At 35.6% G+C, this 18,883-nt stretch carries 15 protein-coding genes; 3 read left to right on the top strand and 12 right to left on the bottom strand.

Features of this window, described 5'->3' with window-relative positions:
• Nucleotides 1-25 precede the first annotated feature (25 nt).
• Complete coding sequence (locus GTO82_RS01270) at nt 26-604, top strand: xanthine phosphoribosyltransferase (RefSeq protein ID WP_180873496.1); 579 nt, start codon at nt 26-28, stop codon at nt 602-604.
• Nucleotides 605-1,933: a nucleobase:cation symporter-2 family protein gene (locus tag GTO82_RS01265; protein WP_180873495.1), complete on the top strand. Its 1,329-nt coding sequence runs from the start codon at nt 605-607 to the stop codon at nt 1,931-1,933.
• A gap of 73 nt (nt 1,934-2,006) precedes the next feature.
• Here the strand turns inward: GTO82_RS01265 and GTO82_RS01260 are convergent, their stop codons facing one another.
• The 4 genes from GTO82_RS01260 to GTO82_RS01245 form a co-directional block, all read right to left on the bottom strand.
• Nucleotides 2,007-3,272, bottom strand: coding sequence for a UDP-N-acetylglucosamine 1-carboxyvinyltransferase (locus GTO82_RS01260; protein WP_180873494.1), 1,266 nt, complete (start codon nt 3,270-3,272; stop codon nt 2,007-2,009).
• 131 nt (nt 3,273-3,403) lie between these two features.
• On the bottom strand, nt 3,404-5,026 hold the full coding sequence (locus tag GTO82_RS01255) for a CTP synthase (RefSeq protein WP_180873493.1): 1,623 nt from the start codon (nt 5,024-5,026) through the stop codon (nt 3,404-3,406).
• Nucleotides 5,027-5,155: 129 nt separating this feature from the next.
• A complete protein-coding gene (gene rpoE, locus GTO82_RS01250) occupies nt 5,156-5,698 on the bottom strand; it encodes a DNA-directed RNA polymerase subunit delta (protein WP_004898759.1) in 543 nt (180 codons plus the stop codon).
• A 48-nt stretch (nt 5,699-5,746) separates the two neighbouring features.
• Nucleotides 5,747-6,166, bottom strand: a complete 420-nt coding sequence (locus tag GTO82_RS01245; protein ID WP_014567032.1) for a DUF1934 domain-containing protein — start codon at nt 6,164-6,166, stop codon at nt 5,747-5,749.
• 112 nt (nt 6,167-6,278) lie between these two features.
• Between GTO82_RS01245 and GTO82_RS01240 the strand changes: the two genes are divergently transcribed.
• The gene (locus GTO82_RS01240) at nt 6,279-7,643 is read left to right on the top strand and encodes an HD domain-containing protein (RefSeq protein ID WP_014567031.1); all 1,365 of its coding nucleotides are present in this window, start codon (nt 6,279-6,281) and stop codon (nt 7,641-7,643) included.
• A gap of 37 nt (nt 7,644-7,680) precedes the next feature.
• On the opposite strand, the gene GTO82_RS01235 is transcribed toward GTO82_RS01240, so the two are convergent.
• The 8 genes from GTO82_RS01235 to GTO82_RS01200 form a co-directional block, all read right to left on the bottom strand.
• Complete coding sequence (locus GTO82_RS01235; protein ID WP_180873492.1) at nt 7,681-9,297, bottom strand: glycoside hydrolase family 13 protein; 1,617 nt, start codon at nt 9,295-9,297, stop codon at nt 7,681-7,683.
• A 74-nt stretch (nt 9,298-9,371) separates the two neighbouring features.
• Nucleotides 9,372-10,229 carry a sugar ABC transporter permease gene (locus tag GTO82_RS01230; protein WP_012845590.1) on the bottom strand — a complete coding sequence of 286 codons (858 nt, stop codon included), beginning with the start codon at nt 10,227-10,229 and terminating at the stop codon, nt 9,372-9,374.
• Between the two features lie 2 nt (nt 10,230-10,231).
• Nucleotides 10,232-11,587: a carbohydrate ABC transporter permease gene (locus GTO82_RS01225; RefSeq protein WP_004898738.1), complete on the bottom strand. Its 1,356-nt coding sequence runs from the start codon at nt 11,585-11,587 to the stop codon at nt 10,232-10,234.
• 36 nt (nt 11,588-11,623) lie between these two features.
• Nucleotides 11,624-12,841, bottom strand: coding sequence for an extracellular solute-binding protein (locus GTO82_RS01220; RefSeq protein ID WP_014567028.1), 1,218 nt, complete (start codon nt 12,839-12,841; stop codon nt 11,624-11,626).
• Nucleotides 12,842-12,952: 111 nt separating this feature from the next.
• Nucleotides 12,953-14,056: an ABC transporter ATP-binding protein gene (locus GTO82_RS01215; protein ID WP_180873491.1), complete on the bottom strand. Its 1,104-nt coding sequence runs from the start codon at nt 14,054-14,056 to the stop codon at nt 12,953-12,955.
• 20 nt (nt 14,057-14,076) lie between these two features.
• Nucleotides 14,077-14,739, bottom strand: coding sequence for a beta-phosphoglucomutase (gene pgmB, locus GTO82_RS01210; protein WP_004898728.1), 663 nt, complete (start codon nt 14,737-14,739; stop codon nt 14,077-14,079).
• Nucleotides 14,724-16,994 (bottom strand): glycoside hydrolase family 65 protein, encoded by a 2,271-nt coding sequence (locus tag GTO82_RS01205; RefSeq protein ID WP_180873490.1) that lies wholly within the window; start codon nt 16,992-16,994, stop codon nt 14,724-14,726. Before GTO82_RS01205 ends, pgmB begins: the two co-directional genes overlap by 16 nt.
• Before the next feature lie 152 nt (nt 16,995-17,146).
• On the bottom strand, nt 17,147-18,871 hold the full coding sequence (locus tag GTO82_RS01200) for a glycoside hydrolase family 13 protein (protein WP_180873489.1): 1,725 nt from the start codon (nt 18,869-18,871) through the stop codon (nt 17,147-17,149).
• Between the last annotated feature and the right edge of the window lie 12 nt (nt 18,872-18,883).

The raw sequence follows: 18,883 nt of genomic DNA, 5'->3' as shown, positions 1-18,883 counted from the left end.
AGTCTTTTTTTGCAGGAGGATAAAATTGAAATTACTTGAGGAACGGATTCGTAAAGATGGAGAAGTATTAGATGGCAATGTTTTAAAAATTAACTCTTTTCTAAATCATCAAGTCGATCCGCAACTTATGATGGAAGTCGGTAAGGAATTTAAGCGTTTATTCGAAAACGAAAAAATTACTAAAGTTCTTACTTGTGAAGCTTCAGGAATTGCTCCTGGTATTATGGCTGCATATCAATTAGGAGTGCCGATGGTTTTTGCGAGAAAGAAAAAACCTTCAACTCTTAATGATGCTGTTTATTGGGCAGATGTATTTTCCTACACTAAAAAAGTTAACAATAAAATTTGTGTTGAAAAGAAATTCTTGAGTAGTGACGATCACTTATTAATTATTGATGACTTTTTAGCACATGGAGAAGCTGTTAAAGGGATGCTTAATATTGCAGATCAAGCAAATGCAACTGTAGCTGGTGTTGGCGTAGTTGTAGCTAAAGAATTCCAAGGTGGCAGTGAATGGGTTAAAGATCACGGCTACCGTCTTGAAGCCTTAGCTAGGATTGCTGATTTTGAAAATAATCAAGTGCATTTTGTAGGAGAAGAATAAATGAAGCACACACAAGTTAACCACAAAAAAGCTGCTTTACTAGGTCTACAACATTTACTTGCAATGTATTCAGGAGCAATTGCAGTCCCGCTTTTGATTGGAACTGCCTTGAAGTTCAACTCCACTCAAATGACTTATCTAGTTTCAATCGATATTTTCATGTGTGGTTTAGCAACTGCTCTCCAGCTTCTACGTAATCGTTATTTCGGAATTGGCTTACCTGTTGTTTTAGGGTGTGCTATTCAAGCTGTAGCTCCTCTTCAAATGATTGGAAAAAAATTCACAATTGGTACTATGTATGGTGCAATCATCGTAGCAGGTATTTTCGTATTTTTAGTAGCGGGCTATTTTTCTAAGATCAAAAAGCTCTTTCCACCAGTTGTAACTGGAAGCTTAATTACAGTAATTGGCCTTTCCTTAATTCCGGTTTCTATTCAAAATCTTGGCGGAGGTAATTCTACAACTAAAAACTTCGGTGATCCTAAAAATCTTTTAACTGGTTTTATAACTGTAGCAATTATTTTAGCATTGCAGGTTTGGGGCAAAGGTTTCATTAAGTCAATTGCCGTTTTAGTTGGTTTAATTGCTGGTACATTAATTGCAAGTACACTTGGAATGGTATCTCTTACTCCAGTTGCACAAGCTTCTTGGTTCCACTTACCACAACCATTTTATTTCGGTATGCCACAATTTGAGTGGTCATCTAGCCTAACCATGATTATCATTGCACTAGTTTCAATGGTTGAATCAACCGGTGTCTTCTTTGCTATTGGTGATTTACTCCACAAAGATATCACAAGCGATGACCTCAAAAAAGGTTATCGTGCTGAAGGGCTCGCACAGATCCTTGGCGGAATCTTTAACACATTCCCCTACACTACTTTTTCACAAAATGTTGGTTTACTTGAATTGTCAGGTATCACTACTAAAAGACCTATTTACTGGGCATCAGGCTTTTTAATATTAATGGGATTATTGCCAAAATTTGGTGCCTTAGTAACTATTATTCCAAACTCAGTTTTGGGCGGAGCAATGTTAGTAATGTTTACTATGATTGCCGTTCAAGGGATGCGGATGCTTAAACGCGTTGATTTTGAAGATACTCGCAATATTTTAATAGTTGCTATTTCAATTGGCCTTGGATTAGGAGTTACTGTTTATCCACAAGTTTTCCAAGCTTTACCCGAAACTATTCAGTTATTCCTTGGAAATGGTATTGTTGTAGCTAGTTTAAGTGCTACTATCCTCAACCTATTATTTAAAGGAAAATCCGGTTTAGAAGAACAGCCTATCCTTGCTGCACCAGAAAAGATTGAGGTACAACACTAATTAAAAATTTTTCTTAAAACCACATAAAAAGGACTTGGAGTTTTCCAAGTCCTTTTTACTTTATTCAAAAACTTTAAACATCAATCACAGATACTTCTGCACCTAGTTGACGCAATTTTTGTTCGATCCTATCATAGCCACGTAAAATATTGCCCGCATTTGAAATGATAGTTTCACCATCTGCCATTAAACCAGCAAGCATCAAACAAGCTCCTGCTCTAATTTCACCAGCACTAACATGTGCTCCATGCAAATGATGAGTTGGATGAACTAAGATAATATTATCTTCTACTTGAATATTTGCACCCATCTTCTGAAGTTCAGGAATATGACCAACACGCTTAGGATATATTTGATCAATTACTACGCCTTCACCGCTCTTAGCTGTTAGAAGAAGTGGAGTAATTGGCTGCTGTAAATCAGTCGCAAATCCAGGATATACATCAGTTCTAACTTGAATCATTTTCAAGTCACCTGCTGGATAAACAAAAAGTGAATCTTCATCAGCATCAATTACTACACCCATTTCTTCTACTTTAGCCAAGTAAGAATCTAGGTGTTCTTCGATAATATTATGAATTCTAATACCATTTCCGATGCAAGCAGCTAGAGCTACATAAGTTCCAGCTTCAATTCGATCAGGAATAATAGTATGAGGAGTTTGTGCTTTTAATTCCTCTACTCCTTCAATTCGAATTACTTCAGTACCTGCACCACGAATAACAGCGCCCATATTATTCAAAAATGTAGCTAAATCAATAATTTCAGGTTCCTTAGCTGCATTTTCAATAATAGTTTGGCCCTTTGCCATTACGCTAGCCATAATTATATTCATTGTTGCGCCTACAGAAGGCATCTTTAAATGAATTTTTGCACCACGAAGCCCAGTTTTAGGAGCTGTAATGATAATTTGATCGTTTTCATTCTCAACAGTTGCACCTAATGCTTCAAAGCCTTTAATATGCTGATCAATAGGACGAGGGCCAATATCATCTCCGCCTGGGAAGCCCACCACAGCTTTACCAAAGCGACCTAATAATGCACCCATAAAGTAGTAAGAAGCTCTCAAGCTCTTAATCTTTCCTGCTGGAAGGGGACTACGCTTAATGTCATCCGGATTTATTCGTAAAGTAGTTTCATGAAAATCACACTTTACATCCATTTCACTAAGTAGATCCATCAAATTATCTACATCAGCAATTCGCGGAACCCCTTCTAGGGTAACAGGAGTCCGCGAAAGTATTGACGCTGGGATCAATGCTACAGTGGAATTCTTAGCACCGCCGATCCATACGTCGCCCTTCAGGGGCTTTCCACCATGAATAATCATCTGTTTCATTGGGGAAACAATCCTTTTCTCTATTTGTAATACCCAAATGTATCACAAAATATATTAAATGAAAAACGCAAAAAAAACAAGAGAAGCCGAGGATTATGGCTCTCTTGTTACCGAAATTTAATTTTTAAAGTCTAGTTAAAATGTTGTACCGGAAGACCACTTGCTGCACCAATAAATGCTTTAAACAATCCTTCCGGTCTTTGTGGACGACTTAAAAATTCCGGATGATATTGAGCTGCGATAAAGAATTTTTTATTTGGAATCTCAATAATTTCTACTAAATGATTGTCTGGAGAAACACCGGAGAAGACCATGCCTGCTTTTTCAAATGCTTCACGATATTCATTATTGAATTCATAACGGTGACGGTGTCTTTCTTGGATTACATCTTGATCATCGTATGCTTCACGTGTCTTAGTACCCTTTTTTAAAGTTGCTGGGTATAGACCTAAACGAAGAGTACCACCAATATTCTCTTCATCACGCTTGTCAGCCATAATGTCAATAATATTATTCTTAGTATCTGGATTAGCTTCTGCACTATTAGCATCTTTTAAGCCGAGCACATTTCTAGCAAATTCAACACTAGCCATTTGCATACCTAAGCAGATTCCTAAAAATGGGATATCGTGTTCACGGGCATATTTAATTGAAGTAATCATACCTTCAAGACCACGTGTACCAAAACCACCAGGTACAATTAATCCATCTGAATCCTTCATAATTTCTGCAATGTTATCTTCAGTGATGTCTTCTGCTTGGACCTTATTTACCTTAATTTTAGTGTCATATAAGTAACCAGCGTGTTGCAGAGCATCAGTGACAGAAATATATGCATCTTCAAGTTCTACATACTTACCTACTAAAGTAATAGTAGTTTCATGCTTTAAGTTCTTTGCACGTTTATCTAATTTCTTCCAAGCTTCCATATCTGCTTCTGGCTTTGGACTTTCTAAGTGTAAAAAGTCGCAAACTTTTTGGTCCATACCTTGTTCTTGGAAAGCAAGTGGTAAATCAAAAAGTGAAGGAGCATCAATGGATTCAATAATACGGTCTACTGGAACATCAGTAAAAGTTGAAATCTTATTTTTTAATTCTTGAGCAATTGATTTTTCAGCTCTCAAAACAAGCATATTTGGTTGAATACCAATACTTCTAAGTTCAGCAACTGAATGTTGTGTTGGCTTAGTTTTCATTTCGTGAGCGGCATGAAGATAAGGTACTAATGTACAGTGGATATACATTACATTTTCTTCACCAACTTCACGACGCATTTGTCGAATTGCTTCCATAAATGGAGTAGATTCGATATCACCTACAGTACCACCAATTTCAGAAATAATGACATCTGAATCAGTTGTTAAGGCAGCACGCATGATTTTTTTCTTAATCATGTCCGTAATATGCGGAATTACTTGCACAGTTGCACCATGATAGTCACCGCGACGTTCTTTATCAAGCACTTCTTGATAGATCTTACCAGTAGTAACATTAGAATATTTACTTGTTCTAACATCAACAATTCTTTCATAGTGACCCAAGTCAAGGTCAGCTTCTGTACCATCATCAGTAACATAAACTTCCCCATGTTGATATGGATTCATTGTACCTGGATCGATATTAATGTAAGGATCAAACTTTTGCATGGTAACTTTTAAGCCACGATTTTTAAGTAAACGTCCTAAACTTGAAGCTGAAATCCCCTTACCTAGTGATGAAACAACTCCACCAGTCACAAAAATATACTTTGTCATGCCGTGCTTCCTCTCTTTTCTTTTATTCTCTGTTAAAATCAAAAAAAGCTCCCAAATACATGGGAGCTTAATTGCACATAGAGTGCCCATACAAAATACTAAAGGGAAATTTGTTTTCCGTCAAGTACTTTACTCATCATCGTCATCAAGATCATCTTGATGAAGTTCAGATAATTGGCCTTCAATACCATCATCTAATTCATTGTCATCGGCATCATCAAGATCATCATCTGAGTAGTCGTCTTCATTAGTATCTTCTTCGTCAACATCCAAATCTTCATCTTCTGGATCATCTGAATCGTAGTCGATAATATCATCATCGTCAGAATCACCAATGAAAGCATTAACTTTCTTGTGGTGTTTCTTACGTGGTACATCTTCTTCATCTTCTGGATGGTTTACTTCTTCATCAACAGATTCATATGGGAACCAAGAACGCAATGCCCAAACATTATCACCCATTGAAATGAATTCACCATCAGTGTTCATATCAGTGTAAAATTGTGGCAAACGCTCACGAATTTCTTCGTCACTCTTACCCAGAAAGTTCTGGACGGCGTTAACGATATCAGCAAAGGCCATTCGCTTGCCGCTATCTTGTAAAATTGCACGAGCAACTTCGATCATTGACAATTCGTCCTTATTTTGGCCTTGAAAATCATCTAACCCCACAGTGGCACGTCCTTTCACGTAATCAATTTATCTAAATTTGCTAAAGATCTATTCTATTATATCAATCTTTATTGCATAGTTACCTACTAAGTATAGACCAGAAAAGAGATCATATTCAACTTTTAGTTGCATTTTTCCTGGAGAAATTTCAGAAAAATTCAATTTATTAGTCAAAGACTCTAAATTCATTTGCTTACCAGAAGCTATAACCTTGCATTTTCTTTTTTCTCCTGGTTCAAATTTCATTAGCGTATGATCACCTTTAGCGTCGCCTCGTTGCATTACAAGCTCATTTGGCTTAATTAATAATTTTACCTCAACATCGCCCTCTTTATTTTTCTCGCTATATTTTATGCGCCAATCTTCACCAACTTTTTCAATTGATCCTAAGCCATCTCTTTCAAAAACAGCTGATTCATCTTCCTGATGAATTTTACTAGTAATTTTAATTTCAACTTCCTTGGTCATATTTTCACCTTCATTCACACTAAGATAGCCTTAAAGTAGCATTATTGTTATAATCAAGTTGATTATACGTTAGCAGATTTATTTTATTATCCGAGAAAATAGTATAAGAAAAATGGAAAAATTTCAAAGTAAAAAGCTGGATCATGAAAAAGTATTAAGAGATCCAGTTCACAACTATATTCATGTTAAAGATCAAGTTATTTTAGATATTATTAATTCAAAGGAATTCCAACGTTTACGCCGAATCAAGCAATTAGGACCGGCATCTTATGTTTTTCAAGGAGCAACTCATACTCGCTTTGAACATAATCTAGGTGTTTATGAATTGACCCGGAGAATTTGTGATATTTTTGAAGAAAAGTATGTAAGTAAAGAGCCAGGCGACGGATTATGGAATCCAGACGAAAGACTCTTAGCAGAATGTGCAGCTTTACTTCATGATATTGGCCATGGACCTTATTCTCATACGTTTGAGCATCTTTTTGGTACTAATCATGAAAAAATGGGTCAACAAATTATTACTGATAAAAATACTGAAGTTAATCAGGCCCTAAGAAAAGTAAGTCCTAATTTTCCAGAATTAGTTGCTAGTGTTATTGCTAAAACCTACCCTAATCCTCAGGTAGTCAAACTAATTTCAAGTCAAGCGGACGCAGATCGGATGGACTACTTATTACGGGATGCTTACTTTACTGGCGTAACTTATGGAAGTTTTGACTTAACAAGAATTTTAGAAGTAATTCGCCCATACCGTGATGGTATCTGCTTTACAGATAAGGGAATTCACTCAGTAGAAGATTACATTATTAGCCGTTACCAAATGTATCAACAAGTTTACTTCCACCGTGTCAATCGTTCAATGGAAGTTATCTTGCATCACTTACTTGAAAGAGCTCAAATTATCTATGAAGAAGGTAAACTTCAAGTTACTCCTCAACTAGAAGCATTTTTAAACGGAAAATGGACTCTTGAAGATTACCTTAAATTAGATGATGGCGTGATGGAAACTAATTTCTTACTCTGGACCAACTCAGGGGATCAAATTTTATCTGATCTTTCAAATCGTTACTTATACCGTCATCCTCTGGAAAGTGTCAAAATCAATGAAGATACTAAGAGTTTACTGCCAAAACTAAAGAATCTTATTAAACAAGCCGGCTTTGATCCTAATTACTACACTGCTACCAATTCAGCTTTTGATGAACCATATGACGCATATAAACCAACTGGAAAAAATGCTCATAGTCCAATTGAAATCATGCAAGCTGATAGTAGCCTAGTTGAACTTTCTGAATTGAGCCCACTCGTTAAATCCTTAAATGGAACTCTCCAAGGAGATGAGCGCTTCTTCTTTCCAAAAGTAATGGTTAAAGAAACAGATGAGCCTCAAATTTTTGATCCAATTTATCAAGAATTTCAAAAATATATTCGAAATAATACTTTACGTTACTTACGACGTCCAAATAAAAAGAAATAAATTAAAGATGCATTGATAAAATTCAATGCGTCTTTTACTATGCCTTAACTGCAAAAGCTTCATAAGGTTTTAAAGCCATATCTTTTAAACTATCTCGGTTTTCATAGTTACTAATCAAAACTTTTTTAAAAGAAATATCTAAATTTAGATTTTGTTTTTTACCAGACAAGTTAGCCACTACTAGCCACTTTTCATCTTCTAGTTTTCTCCAAAAAGCCAAAATATTATCACTAGTATTTTCAACAAGTTCAAAATCTCCATCTACTACAACAGCATTTTCATGTCGCAGTTTAATTAATTTTTGATAGGTATAAAAAATAGAATTTGTATCTTCTAAATCTTTTTCAACGTTAATTTTTGTGTAGTTTGGATTTAATTTTAGCCATGGCTTTCCTGTAGTAAAGCCAGCATTTTCTTCATTTGACCACTGCATTGGACGCCTTGCATTGTCTCGACCTTTAGTATTAATTGCTTTAATTAGTTCATCCTTACTATAGCCTTTATCAATTCTTTCGCGGTACATATTAATACTTTCAATATCCTCCACTTCATCAATTGACTTAACAGGACAATTGGTCATCCCAATTTCTTCACCATTATAGATGTAAGGTGTTCCGTGCATTAAATGCAGTACAATCGCAAACATTTTTGCGCTTTGAACGCGATATTCTTTGTCATTTCCCCATCGTGAAATAACTCGCGGAATATCATGATTTTCCCAAAAAAGACTATTCCATGCATGATCAAAATCAATTTCTGTCTGCCATTTAATTAGAACTTTTTTCAATTCGCCTAAATCAAGCGGACGTAAATCCCATTTTTCTTTTCCTTCTTGCTGATCTAAGCCTTGATTTTCAAATTGAAATACCATCGATAATTCATGACGAACTGGATCTGAATATTCTGCAGCGATTTTTGGAGTAGAGTTCCATGTTTCACCCACTGTCATTAATTCTTTCCCAGCAAAAGTATTCTCATTCATTTCTTTTAAATAAGGATGAAGCATTGGACCATTTTCTCGTATCTTTTTATCCGGATCTTTTCCAATAAGTTCAATGACATCCATTCTAAAGCCGCCAATTCCCTTATCAATCCAATAATTCATCATTTCATAGATTTCATTTCTTAATTTTGGGTTCTTCCAATTAAGATCTGGTTGTTGACCAGCGAAGAAGTGTAAGTAATATTGACCAGTTTTTTCATCAAACTTCCAAGCTGAACCAGAAAAAGCAGATTTCAACTCATTAGGTTCATGTCCATCTACCGGATCACGCCAAATATAGAAATCTCTGTATGGATTATTCTTACTCTTTCTTGCTTCAATGAACCAAGGATGCTGGTCAGATGTATGGTTAACGACAAGGTCCATAATAATGCGTATATGATGTTTTTTAGCTTCTTTAATCAGATTATCCATATCATCCATTGTTCCGTATTGTGGGTCTATTTTTTGATAATCAGAGATATCATAGCCATTATCTACACCAGGGGATAAGTAAATAGGCGACAGCCAAATAGCATCAATTCCTAGTTTTTCTAGATACCCCAATCGTGAAATAATTCCGGGGATATCTCCAATTCCATCACCATTACTATCTTGAAATGACTTAGGATAAACTTGATAAACAACAGCTTTTTTCCACCAAGGTGTCATATTTTTCTCCTTCAAACAAACAAAAAAGTGCCCTGTTAAGACAGGACACTTTTTTCACATAAACTTTAATTTGATTAACCTTTATCAGCACCTGCTGTGATTCCATTAACATAGAACTTTTGCATTACAATGAACAAAATTGTAATTGGAATCGCAATGATTACACATCCGGCAATGAACTGAGTAAAGAATTGAGCCATCGTACCCTTTGCCGAGTGAACCATGTTGTATAGTCCATAGGCAACAGTGTAGGTCTTTGGATTTCCTGAGGTAGAGAGGATAATACCTGAGAAAATAAAGTCTACCCATGGAGCCATGAACGAAGTAAGTGCAGTATAAACAATCATTGGCTTTGAAAGTGGTAATCCAATGTGAGTGAACACTTGCCATTTAGTCGCACCATCAATTTCAGCAGCTTCATCAATTGCTCGTGGCATGGTGTCAAAGAACCCTTTAGCAATGTAGAAACCAAGGCCGGCACCACCAACATAAACTAAGATTAATCCACCAAGATTTAGCATGTTTAAAGCCTTTAGAATGTAGTACAAGGCAATCATAGACATGAAACCTGGGAACATTCCTAATACCAAAGCAATTTGTAAGAATGGCTTACGGAAGCGGAAACGTAATCTTGATAATACGTAAGCAACTCCGATAGTTACAAACGTTGATAATGTTGCTGAAACTACAGCGACAAATAGTGTATTTAACACCCAATTTACAAATGGATATTGTGAACTAGTAAGAATACCAACATAATTTTGCCAAGTAAATTTTTCTGGCCAAATTGTAGATACAAATCCTGTGTTGTTGTATGAAAAACTTGCTAAAATGATCCAAATAATTGGGAAAATCCATAATACGGCTAGGATAGCTAATAGAACATATCTAAAAATTAAAGCAATTCTTCTTTGATTATGATAAGACTTCATTTTTAGCCCTCCTTGTACGCATTAGTATGACGATATGCAATTAGTGAGAATGTAGCACTAATGATAAAGATCAAGATACCCAAAACAGCGGATGCATTGTAGCGTTGCTCTTGACCAAATGTTAAGTTATAGAGCCAAGTTACAAGCAAGTCTGTTGAACCAGCACCATTGTAGTTATTGTTCATTGGTGCACCACCAGTCAGCAAGTAGATAACATTGAAGTTGTTGATGTTACCAATAAATTGTTGAATCAAAGCTGGAGACATTACGAATAAAATTTGTGGGAATGTAATGTGGTTAAAAATTTGTACTGGGCTTGCACCGTCAATACGCGCAGCTTCAATTTGATCTTGCGGTAAGTTTTGAATAATAGCTGTTGAAGTTAACATTGAAACTGGGATACCAATCCACATGTTAACCACAATAACTGTAATTCTAGCAACAAGGGGACTAGCCTGGTTATCAATGAAGTGAATTGGGTGACTAATCCATCCCCAATTCATAAGTAAGGTGTTCAATGGTCCTTGATAGTCAAGGAATTGTGCCATCATTAATAGAGAAACAAATTGTGGTACAGCATAAACAATTACGAAAATTGTTCTCCATAGATTCTTATGCTTAATTCCCTTTGATTCAATCAAAAGTGCTAATAAGACACCAAAGAAGAAAGTAGTAGCTGTAGCAGCAACTGCCCAAATTAAGGTCCAACCTAAAACTGGGAAGAAAGTACCTGCTAAATCACCACTCAACACGTTTCCAAATGCTTGAAAACCAGTCCAGGAAAATCCAACTGAGTGTTGACGATCATAGTTAGTAAATGCCATTGAAATCATGAAGACTGTTGGCAAAACCGTAAATAAAATGATTAAAACAATTGGAATTGTCATCAAAGTTGCATGCAATCTTTGGTCAAACAAAGATGCAATTTCTTCACGGTTAGTTGGAATATGTTCATGTCTTTTTTCTAATAAGAAAGTATGCTTATTAGATTTCAAATTAATGATATATAGATATATAAAACCAGCAACAATGAATAAAGCTAAAATACCAAATAATAGAATTAAAACAGAATTATCTGGCTGCTGAGTAACATATACTCCTTGAGCTTTATTAAATACAACGCGTTTACTCTTTATTGCACCTAAGTTACTTAAACCAGCAATTGAATGAATTCCACTTAAAAAGAACCAAACTAAAAATACAATTTCAGCAAATAAAAGTGAAAATCCTTTTACCCATTGCCGATGTCTAATAGCATTTAAGCCCATGATGAAGAATGATAATTTTGTTACTGCATCTCCATCTTTCCATGTTTCCTTTAAGGTAACTGCAGGCGTAGCATGTCTTTTCTTAAACATAATTAATCAAACCTTTGCTTATGTGATTTTTCAAGATTATTCTTCCTTAGAAATCTTCTTTTGTAATTTAGCAAGCTTACTCTTGTATTGAGATGGCTTAATCTTGCCGTCGTATGCACCACTAATTAATGGAGCTGAGTCGTTCCAGAAGATTGACATTTGTGGCAATTTAGGTTGAAGAACTGAGTAGCCTGGTTGAGCCATTTGAATTACAGCCTTAGCAACTGGGTCGTTCTTAACCTCTGCAGTATTTTGAGCTGCCTTGTTTACAGGAATTTCACCAGCATTCTTGTGAACAATTAATTGATTTTCTTTGTTAGATAAGTATTTAGCCAAAATTGCTGCATTCTTAGCATTAGAAGTATGTGAGTTAACAGCGAAACATTCAATACCTAAGAAAGCTTCCATTTGTGCAGTCTTACCGCCCACTTCAATGGTTGGATATGGAGCAACTCCTAAGTTCTTACCTAAAATCTTCTTAATATTAGCTGCGTTCCATGGACCATCTAAGATAGCTTGGGCATTACCCTTCTTTAATTGGTTAAGTGCGTTTGAAGTTTGCATAACGCCTTTATTGTTCTTTTGTTCAGCGTACCACTTCATTGCATTTACACCATTTTGTGAATCCATAGTGGAGCCTTTTACATCTTCTCCGCTGTTACCAAATAACTTTGTACCTGCTGAGAACATTACTGGCCACATTACGTAAGCATTAGTGAAGTCAGTTGCAACTACACCTTTAGAAGTCATTGTCTTCCATGATTTAACATCTTCTGGTGAAAGCTTAGACTTGTCATAGTAAACAGTTTGAGCTTGTTCAGAGTATGGATATGCGTAAAGCTTACCTTTCCATTCAACACCCTTGTATGCTTCTGGAACGGAATTCTTCTTGATTTCCTTAGTATCAGATGGTGACAATGGGTTAATGTAACCTGAATCTGCCATTTGTCCTAATTGGTCATTTGGAACACCAAATACATCTGCGGCTTTTGAAGGGTCTTTAGCAACATCAGTTTTTGCATTAGCTGAACCATTAGGGTTTTGAGTAACCTTAACTTTAATATTAGGATGTTCTTTTTCAAAGTCTTTTACTACACCCTTATACCAACTAACACGAGCAGTATCTACCCAAAGAGTTAATTGCTTATTTGAGCTCTTTGATTCGTTTGAATTAGAGTTGTTACTACAAGCAGTTAATGAAATAGCAGATATTGCTACAACACTACCTAAAGCCAATTTTTTCCATAACTTCATGATTTTTCCTCCTAGCCATGACTGGCTAAATACATTATTACAACCGTGAACCAAGTTTCACACTCGTTGTAAACCTAATTAATATTTTGCAGAAGCGTCCTCTCCTGCAAGTTAACAAATGGCATTCGTTGTATCTTTATCAAAGAAGTGGGCTTTATTAACATCAAATCCCATTTTTACTTTATCGCCTGGAGTATGGTAATCACGGGCATTTACAATGGCTACAAATTCTGTTCCATCAACTTTTTGATAAAGCTGAATAGTTGAGCCCAGTAGCTCTGAAACAACAACAGTTGATTCAACAACTGAATTAGGCCAAGTTTCAAGGAAAGCTTCCTCTGAATGAATATCTTCAGGACGAATACCAAAGACTAAATCTTTATCTTCATAGCCCTTTTCCTTAAGCATCTTTGCTTTACCTTCAGGGATTTCGATATCTAGACCTTTTCCGTCGCTAATTCGATTTTCTTTAAAGTGAACATTAAAGAAGTTCATTTGAGGAGATCCAATAAAGCCAGCCACAAACATATTTACTGGTGTATTGTAAACTTCTAGAGGTGTACCAATTTGTTGAACTTTACCCACTGACATAACTACTACCCGATCTGCTAAAGTCATGGCTTCAGTTTGATCGTGAGTAACGTAAATCGTAGTAGTTCCCAAATTTTGGTGCAACTTAGCAATTTCGGCACGCATTGTGACACGTAATTTTGCATCCAAGTTTGATAAAGGTTCATCCATTAAGAAAATTGGAGCATCCCGGACAATTGCCCGTCCTAAGGCAACACGCTGTCTTTGACCACCAGATAATTCAGCTGGTTTTTTATCAAGATATTCTGATAAACCTAAAATATCTGCTGCATGCTTAACTCGCTTATCAATTTCATCTTTCTTATAGTGACGAAGCTTTAATCCAAAAGCCATGTTGTCGTAAATGGACATATGAGGGTACAAAGCATAGTTTTGGAAAACCATGGCAATGTCTCTATCTTTTGGTGCAACATCATTCATTACCTTATGGTCAATCTCTAAAGTACCTTTAGAAATATCTTCTAGACCGGCAACCATTCTCAAAGTAGTTGATTTACCACAACCAGATGGTCCAACAAAAACGATAAATTCCTTATCTTTGATATGTAAATCAAAGTCATTAACTGAATATTTATCATTTCCTTCGTACTTTTTATAGATATGGTTTAAATCTACTTCAACCATTCTCTTTCCCTACTTCCCTCTTATTTTTTATTAAAAACTGATTCAATTTCTGAAAGTTTCAATTCTTTAGTAGTTGGAACAATATAATCAGCCTCTTTCAAGGCCTCTTTATTCCCAATTCCAACTGCAAATTGACCAGCACTTTTAATTGATTGAACACCGGCTTGAGCATCTTCAAAACTAATTACTTCGTCTGCATTCAAACCAGCCAATTCCTGTGCCTTTTCATAAATTTCTGGATCTGGTTTTCCGCGATGAAGTGTTGCTGGATCAACAATGCCATCAAATTCATCCATAATTCCTAACTTTGTTAAAATCTTAGGTGCATTTTTTGAGGCAGAAGCAATAACCATTTTTAAGTTTTGCTTCTTTGCATCACTAAGTAGTTCTGGAATACCTGGCAAAATATCTGCTGGCGTCATTTTTTCAACTTGTTCAACAAATTTAGTATTCTTTTCTGCTGCAAACTTTTCTTTTTCTGCTTCAGAATATTTATCTTCCTGATCGCCATATTTCAAAATTAGATTTAAAGAATCCATTCTTGAAATACCCCTTAAGCTATCAAGTTGATCATCCGTTAAGTTAATCCCTAATTCCTTAGCTAAATTATTCCAAGCAGTTAAATGGTAGACAGCTGAATTTGTTAAAACTCCATCTAAGTCAAAAATTAGTCCTTTAAGCATTCACTTTCACCTTCTTTAAGCATTACCTTCTTATCATTAACAAGAATTTCTAGATCTTTACCTTCAAGTAAAGAGATCTTGGTTTCTTGATGATCAACATAAACTTTAATTAAACGACCACGGTAGTTAATCTTAAAGCTATAGTGATCCCAGTTATCTGGAATAAATGGCTTAAATTTCAATTGGTCATGATCGTATCTCATTCCAGCAAATCCCTGAACAATAGCTAACCATGATCCACTCATCGAAGTAATATGCAAACCATCAACTGTATCATTGTTGTAATTATCTAAATCAAGTCTTGCAGTTCTTTCATACAGTTCAACTGCCTTATCTTTCTTTCCTAATTCAGCAGCTAAAACTGAGTGAATTGAAGGTGAAAGTGAACTTTCATGAACAGTTAAAGGTTCATAGAAATCAAAGTTCTTTTCTTTTTGATCCTTAGTATAGTTTTCTGGGAAGAAATAGATACCTTGCAAAACATCAGCTTGTTTAATAAATGGTGATCTTAAGATCTTATCCCAAGACCAATGTTGGTTAATAGGACGTTGATCTTCAATTTCACTAACGGGACGAATCTCTTTATCAAGAAAATCATCTTGTTGTAAGAAAATACCTAATTCCTTGTCTTCCGGTAGATAAATCTTATCAACAATGTCTTGCCACTTTTCTTTTTCTTCTTCAGTAACATGAACTCGTTCTTGTGCTTCCTTAGTTGCAAGCGGCAAACGCTCTAGTGTATATTTCAGAAGCCATCTTGCCATAGTATTAGTAAACCAGTTATTATTTACATTATTTTCATATTCATTTGGTCCGGTAACACCATGCATTACATACTTGTTACGCCACTTAGACCAATGAACTCGAGCTGCCCAGAATCTTGCAGTTCCAACTAAGACATCCATACCTTCATTCTTAACATAGCTATCATCGCCCGTATATTCGGTATACATAGCAATCGCATGTGGAATATCAGCATTTCTGTGAATTTCTTCAAAAGTAATTTCCCATTCGTTATGACATTCAATACCATTGAAAGTTACCATTGGGAACAATGCACCTGGAAGGCCTTGTTCTTTAGCATTGTGATATGCTCCTGGTAATTGATTATGACGATATTGAAGAAGAGCTTTAGTAACGCTTGGGTTAGTAATTCCTAAGTACATTGGAACGATGTAAGCCTCAGTATCCCAATAAGTAGCACCACCGTATTTTTCACCAGTAAATCCTTTAGGACCAACGTTCAAGCGTTCATCTTCACCGTAGTATGTCATGAACAATTGAGCAATATTAAATCTAATCCCCTGTTGTGCTGCTGCATCACCAGAAATTTCAACATCACTCATATCCCAACGTTTTTGCCATTCAGCAGTATGGTCAGCTAAGTTTTCTTCAAAGCTCTTTGATTGAAGCTTATTCATTAAATCTTCAGCAACACTTGCTTGATCTTTTTCTTCAACATCTCTACTTGTTATAACAATAACGTCTTTTTCAAATTCGTAGCTTTGTCCTTCACTTAATTCGACTGAAAACTTTTCGCTTAACTTGGCTTCTTTAGTAGAAACTTCAGTTTGAATTAGCTCACCATTGTGGCGTAAAGATTCTTGAAGTAAAACTGTGAATTGAGGCACTTCATAAGAATTAGGCTTAGTTTTTACCTGAATAGTTTTTGTATCCTTATTCTCACCAAGTGGAATCCAGAAGCATTCATCATAGTTACTATCTTCGTTAACAACTGTTCCATCTAAAGTAGAATCAAAATCAATCTTAGCCTTTCCCTCAAGTACCGTAGCTTTTACCTTAATTAAAGCAGCTTCTTTTTGTACAATATGGAGAAAACGTTCAAATTCAAATTTAACTTTGACATCTTTACCTTCATAGATAAAACTTCTTGAAAGAAGTCCTTGATGCATATCAAGTGATAATTCAAAATCACTAAATTTCACTTTAGCTAAATCAATTTTTTCACCGTTGACAGTGATCCCGATTCCAATAAAACTTGGAGCATTTGGTGTCTTACCAAAGTACTTTGGGTATCCATTCTTCCACCAACCAACAACTGTCTTATCTGGGAACCACACACCTGCTAAGTATGTTCCTTGAAGCGTGTCACCAGAGTAACCCTCCTCAAAGTTTCCTCTCATTCCCATATAGTCGTTACCAATTGCTGTAATACTTTCTTGTAATCTTTTATCTTCCTTGGAAAATTCATGTGTTGTTACTTTCCAAGGATCAACCTCAAAAATTCTCTTCATTATCATTCTCCATCACTTTCGTGAAGTCTTTTTATTTACAAATCTATTATCTAATTATTGAAAGCGCTTAACAATATTTGTTTTCATGTTACCGGTATCAAAAAATTATAAGAAAAAAAGCAGCATCTTATTGCTGCTTTTTTGTTCATACATTAAGCTTCAACCTCGATCAAAAAGCCATCTGGTGCTAATACTTCCGATTTATAGTTCTGACTAAGTACTGCTGTTTTATCAATTTTAATACCTTTTTTACCTGTGTTATAGTAGGCCTTTATTGTTTCTTTGCCTGTTCGTTCAACTTTTAAGAGACCTTTTTCTGTTACCGTTAACTTAACAGTACCTTTATTCAAAGTATCGCTATGATCAAGTCTGAATTTCACTAATTCATGGACTCTTTGCCATACTGGTCCTTCGAGCTTGCTCCAATCCATTGGTTTGCGACAATCCGGATCATTATCGCCTCTCATTCCCATCTCTGTTCCATAGTAAATACATGGCACTCCAGGTTGAACAAATTCATACGCAACTGCTTGTAAAGCTAAATCTTGATTGTCTTTTGCTAAAGTTAAAATTCTAGCCGTATCATGGGAATCAAGCATATTCATCATAGCCTGGTCCACCATATCAGGATACATCATTAGCTGATCAGTTAAGTGTTCACTTAGGTCTTTAGCATCCATTTTATGCTTGAAGAAATGATCTTCAATTTGTAAAGTATATGGATAATTCATGACACCTGTAAATTGATCTCCCTGAAGCCATGGACGAGCTGAATGCCATATTTCACCAACAATATAGAAATCAGGCTTTATTTTAATTAATTCATCATGGAATCTCTTCCAGAAATGATGGTCAACTTCATTTGCAACATCTAGACGCCATGCATCAATATCAAAATATTTTACCCAGTAGGTCGCAATTTCTAATAAGAAGTCCTGTACTTCTGGATTAGCCGTATTTAACTTAGGCATATGCTTTTCAAAGGCAAAAGTTTCATACGGTGGATTTTTCTCACCTTTACTTGGGTCACGATATGGTTCAACAGGATATGAATTAATGTGGAACCAATCTTTAAAACGTGATTTTTCGCCATTTTTAACCACATCTTGCCACTGCATTGATTGGTCACCTAAGTGATTAAATACAGCATCAAGCATTACTTTCATGCCACGCTTATGTGCTTCATTAACTACTTTTGCAAATAAATCCTTGTCTCCGAAAGCTGGATCTACTTGTAAATAGTCTATTGTGTCATATTTATGATTAGAACTCGCTTTAAAAATTGGGCAGAAATATAGTCCTGTAACTCCTAACTTCTGTAGATCATCTAGATGATCTAAAACTCCCTGTAAGTCTCCTCCATAAAAATCTTCTCTGCCTGGATGATCTTCCGGATTCCACTCCTTAACATTTGCTGGGTCATTACTTTTATCTCCATTAGCAAAACGCTCTGGAAAAATTTGATACCAAACAACATCTTTAAGCCATTTTGGTGTTTTGATTCGATCAATATCATGAAAGTATGGAACTTTAAAATACATTCCATCTTCTCTTAATTTTTCATCGCTAAAGTTTTCAATACTACGGTCACCAAAGATATAATGATTTCCATCTTTTCCAATTATTTCAAAAGTATATTTAATCCGATGATAAGGCGCAGTTAAAGTTGCTCCCCAGTAATCATTAACTTGACCACTACCTATTTTTTCCATTTCAAGTTCCTTAGCTTGTTTTGGTGGGAGATAGTTATCCGTGTAATGAACAATTACTTTTTCTACATCATCTTTTGCTGTATGAAGTCTAATTTTTACGTGTGAATGATCAATAACAAAACAATCTTCACTTTCAGTTCTGTGTTTTAAAGCTGCAAGTTGCATATTTTATTCCTC

Source organism: Lactobacillus johnsonii (assembly GCF_013487865.1).
GTDB classification, from domain to species: Bacteria; Bacillota; Bacilli; order Lactobacillales; family Lactobacillaceae; genus Lactobacillus; species Lactobacillus johnsonii_A.
The sequence above is the reverse complement of the archived record's forward strand: the minus strand, read 5'-3'. Positions and strand labels throughout refer to the sequence as shown.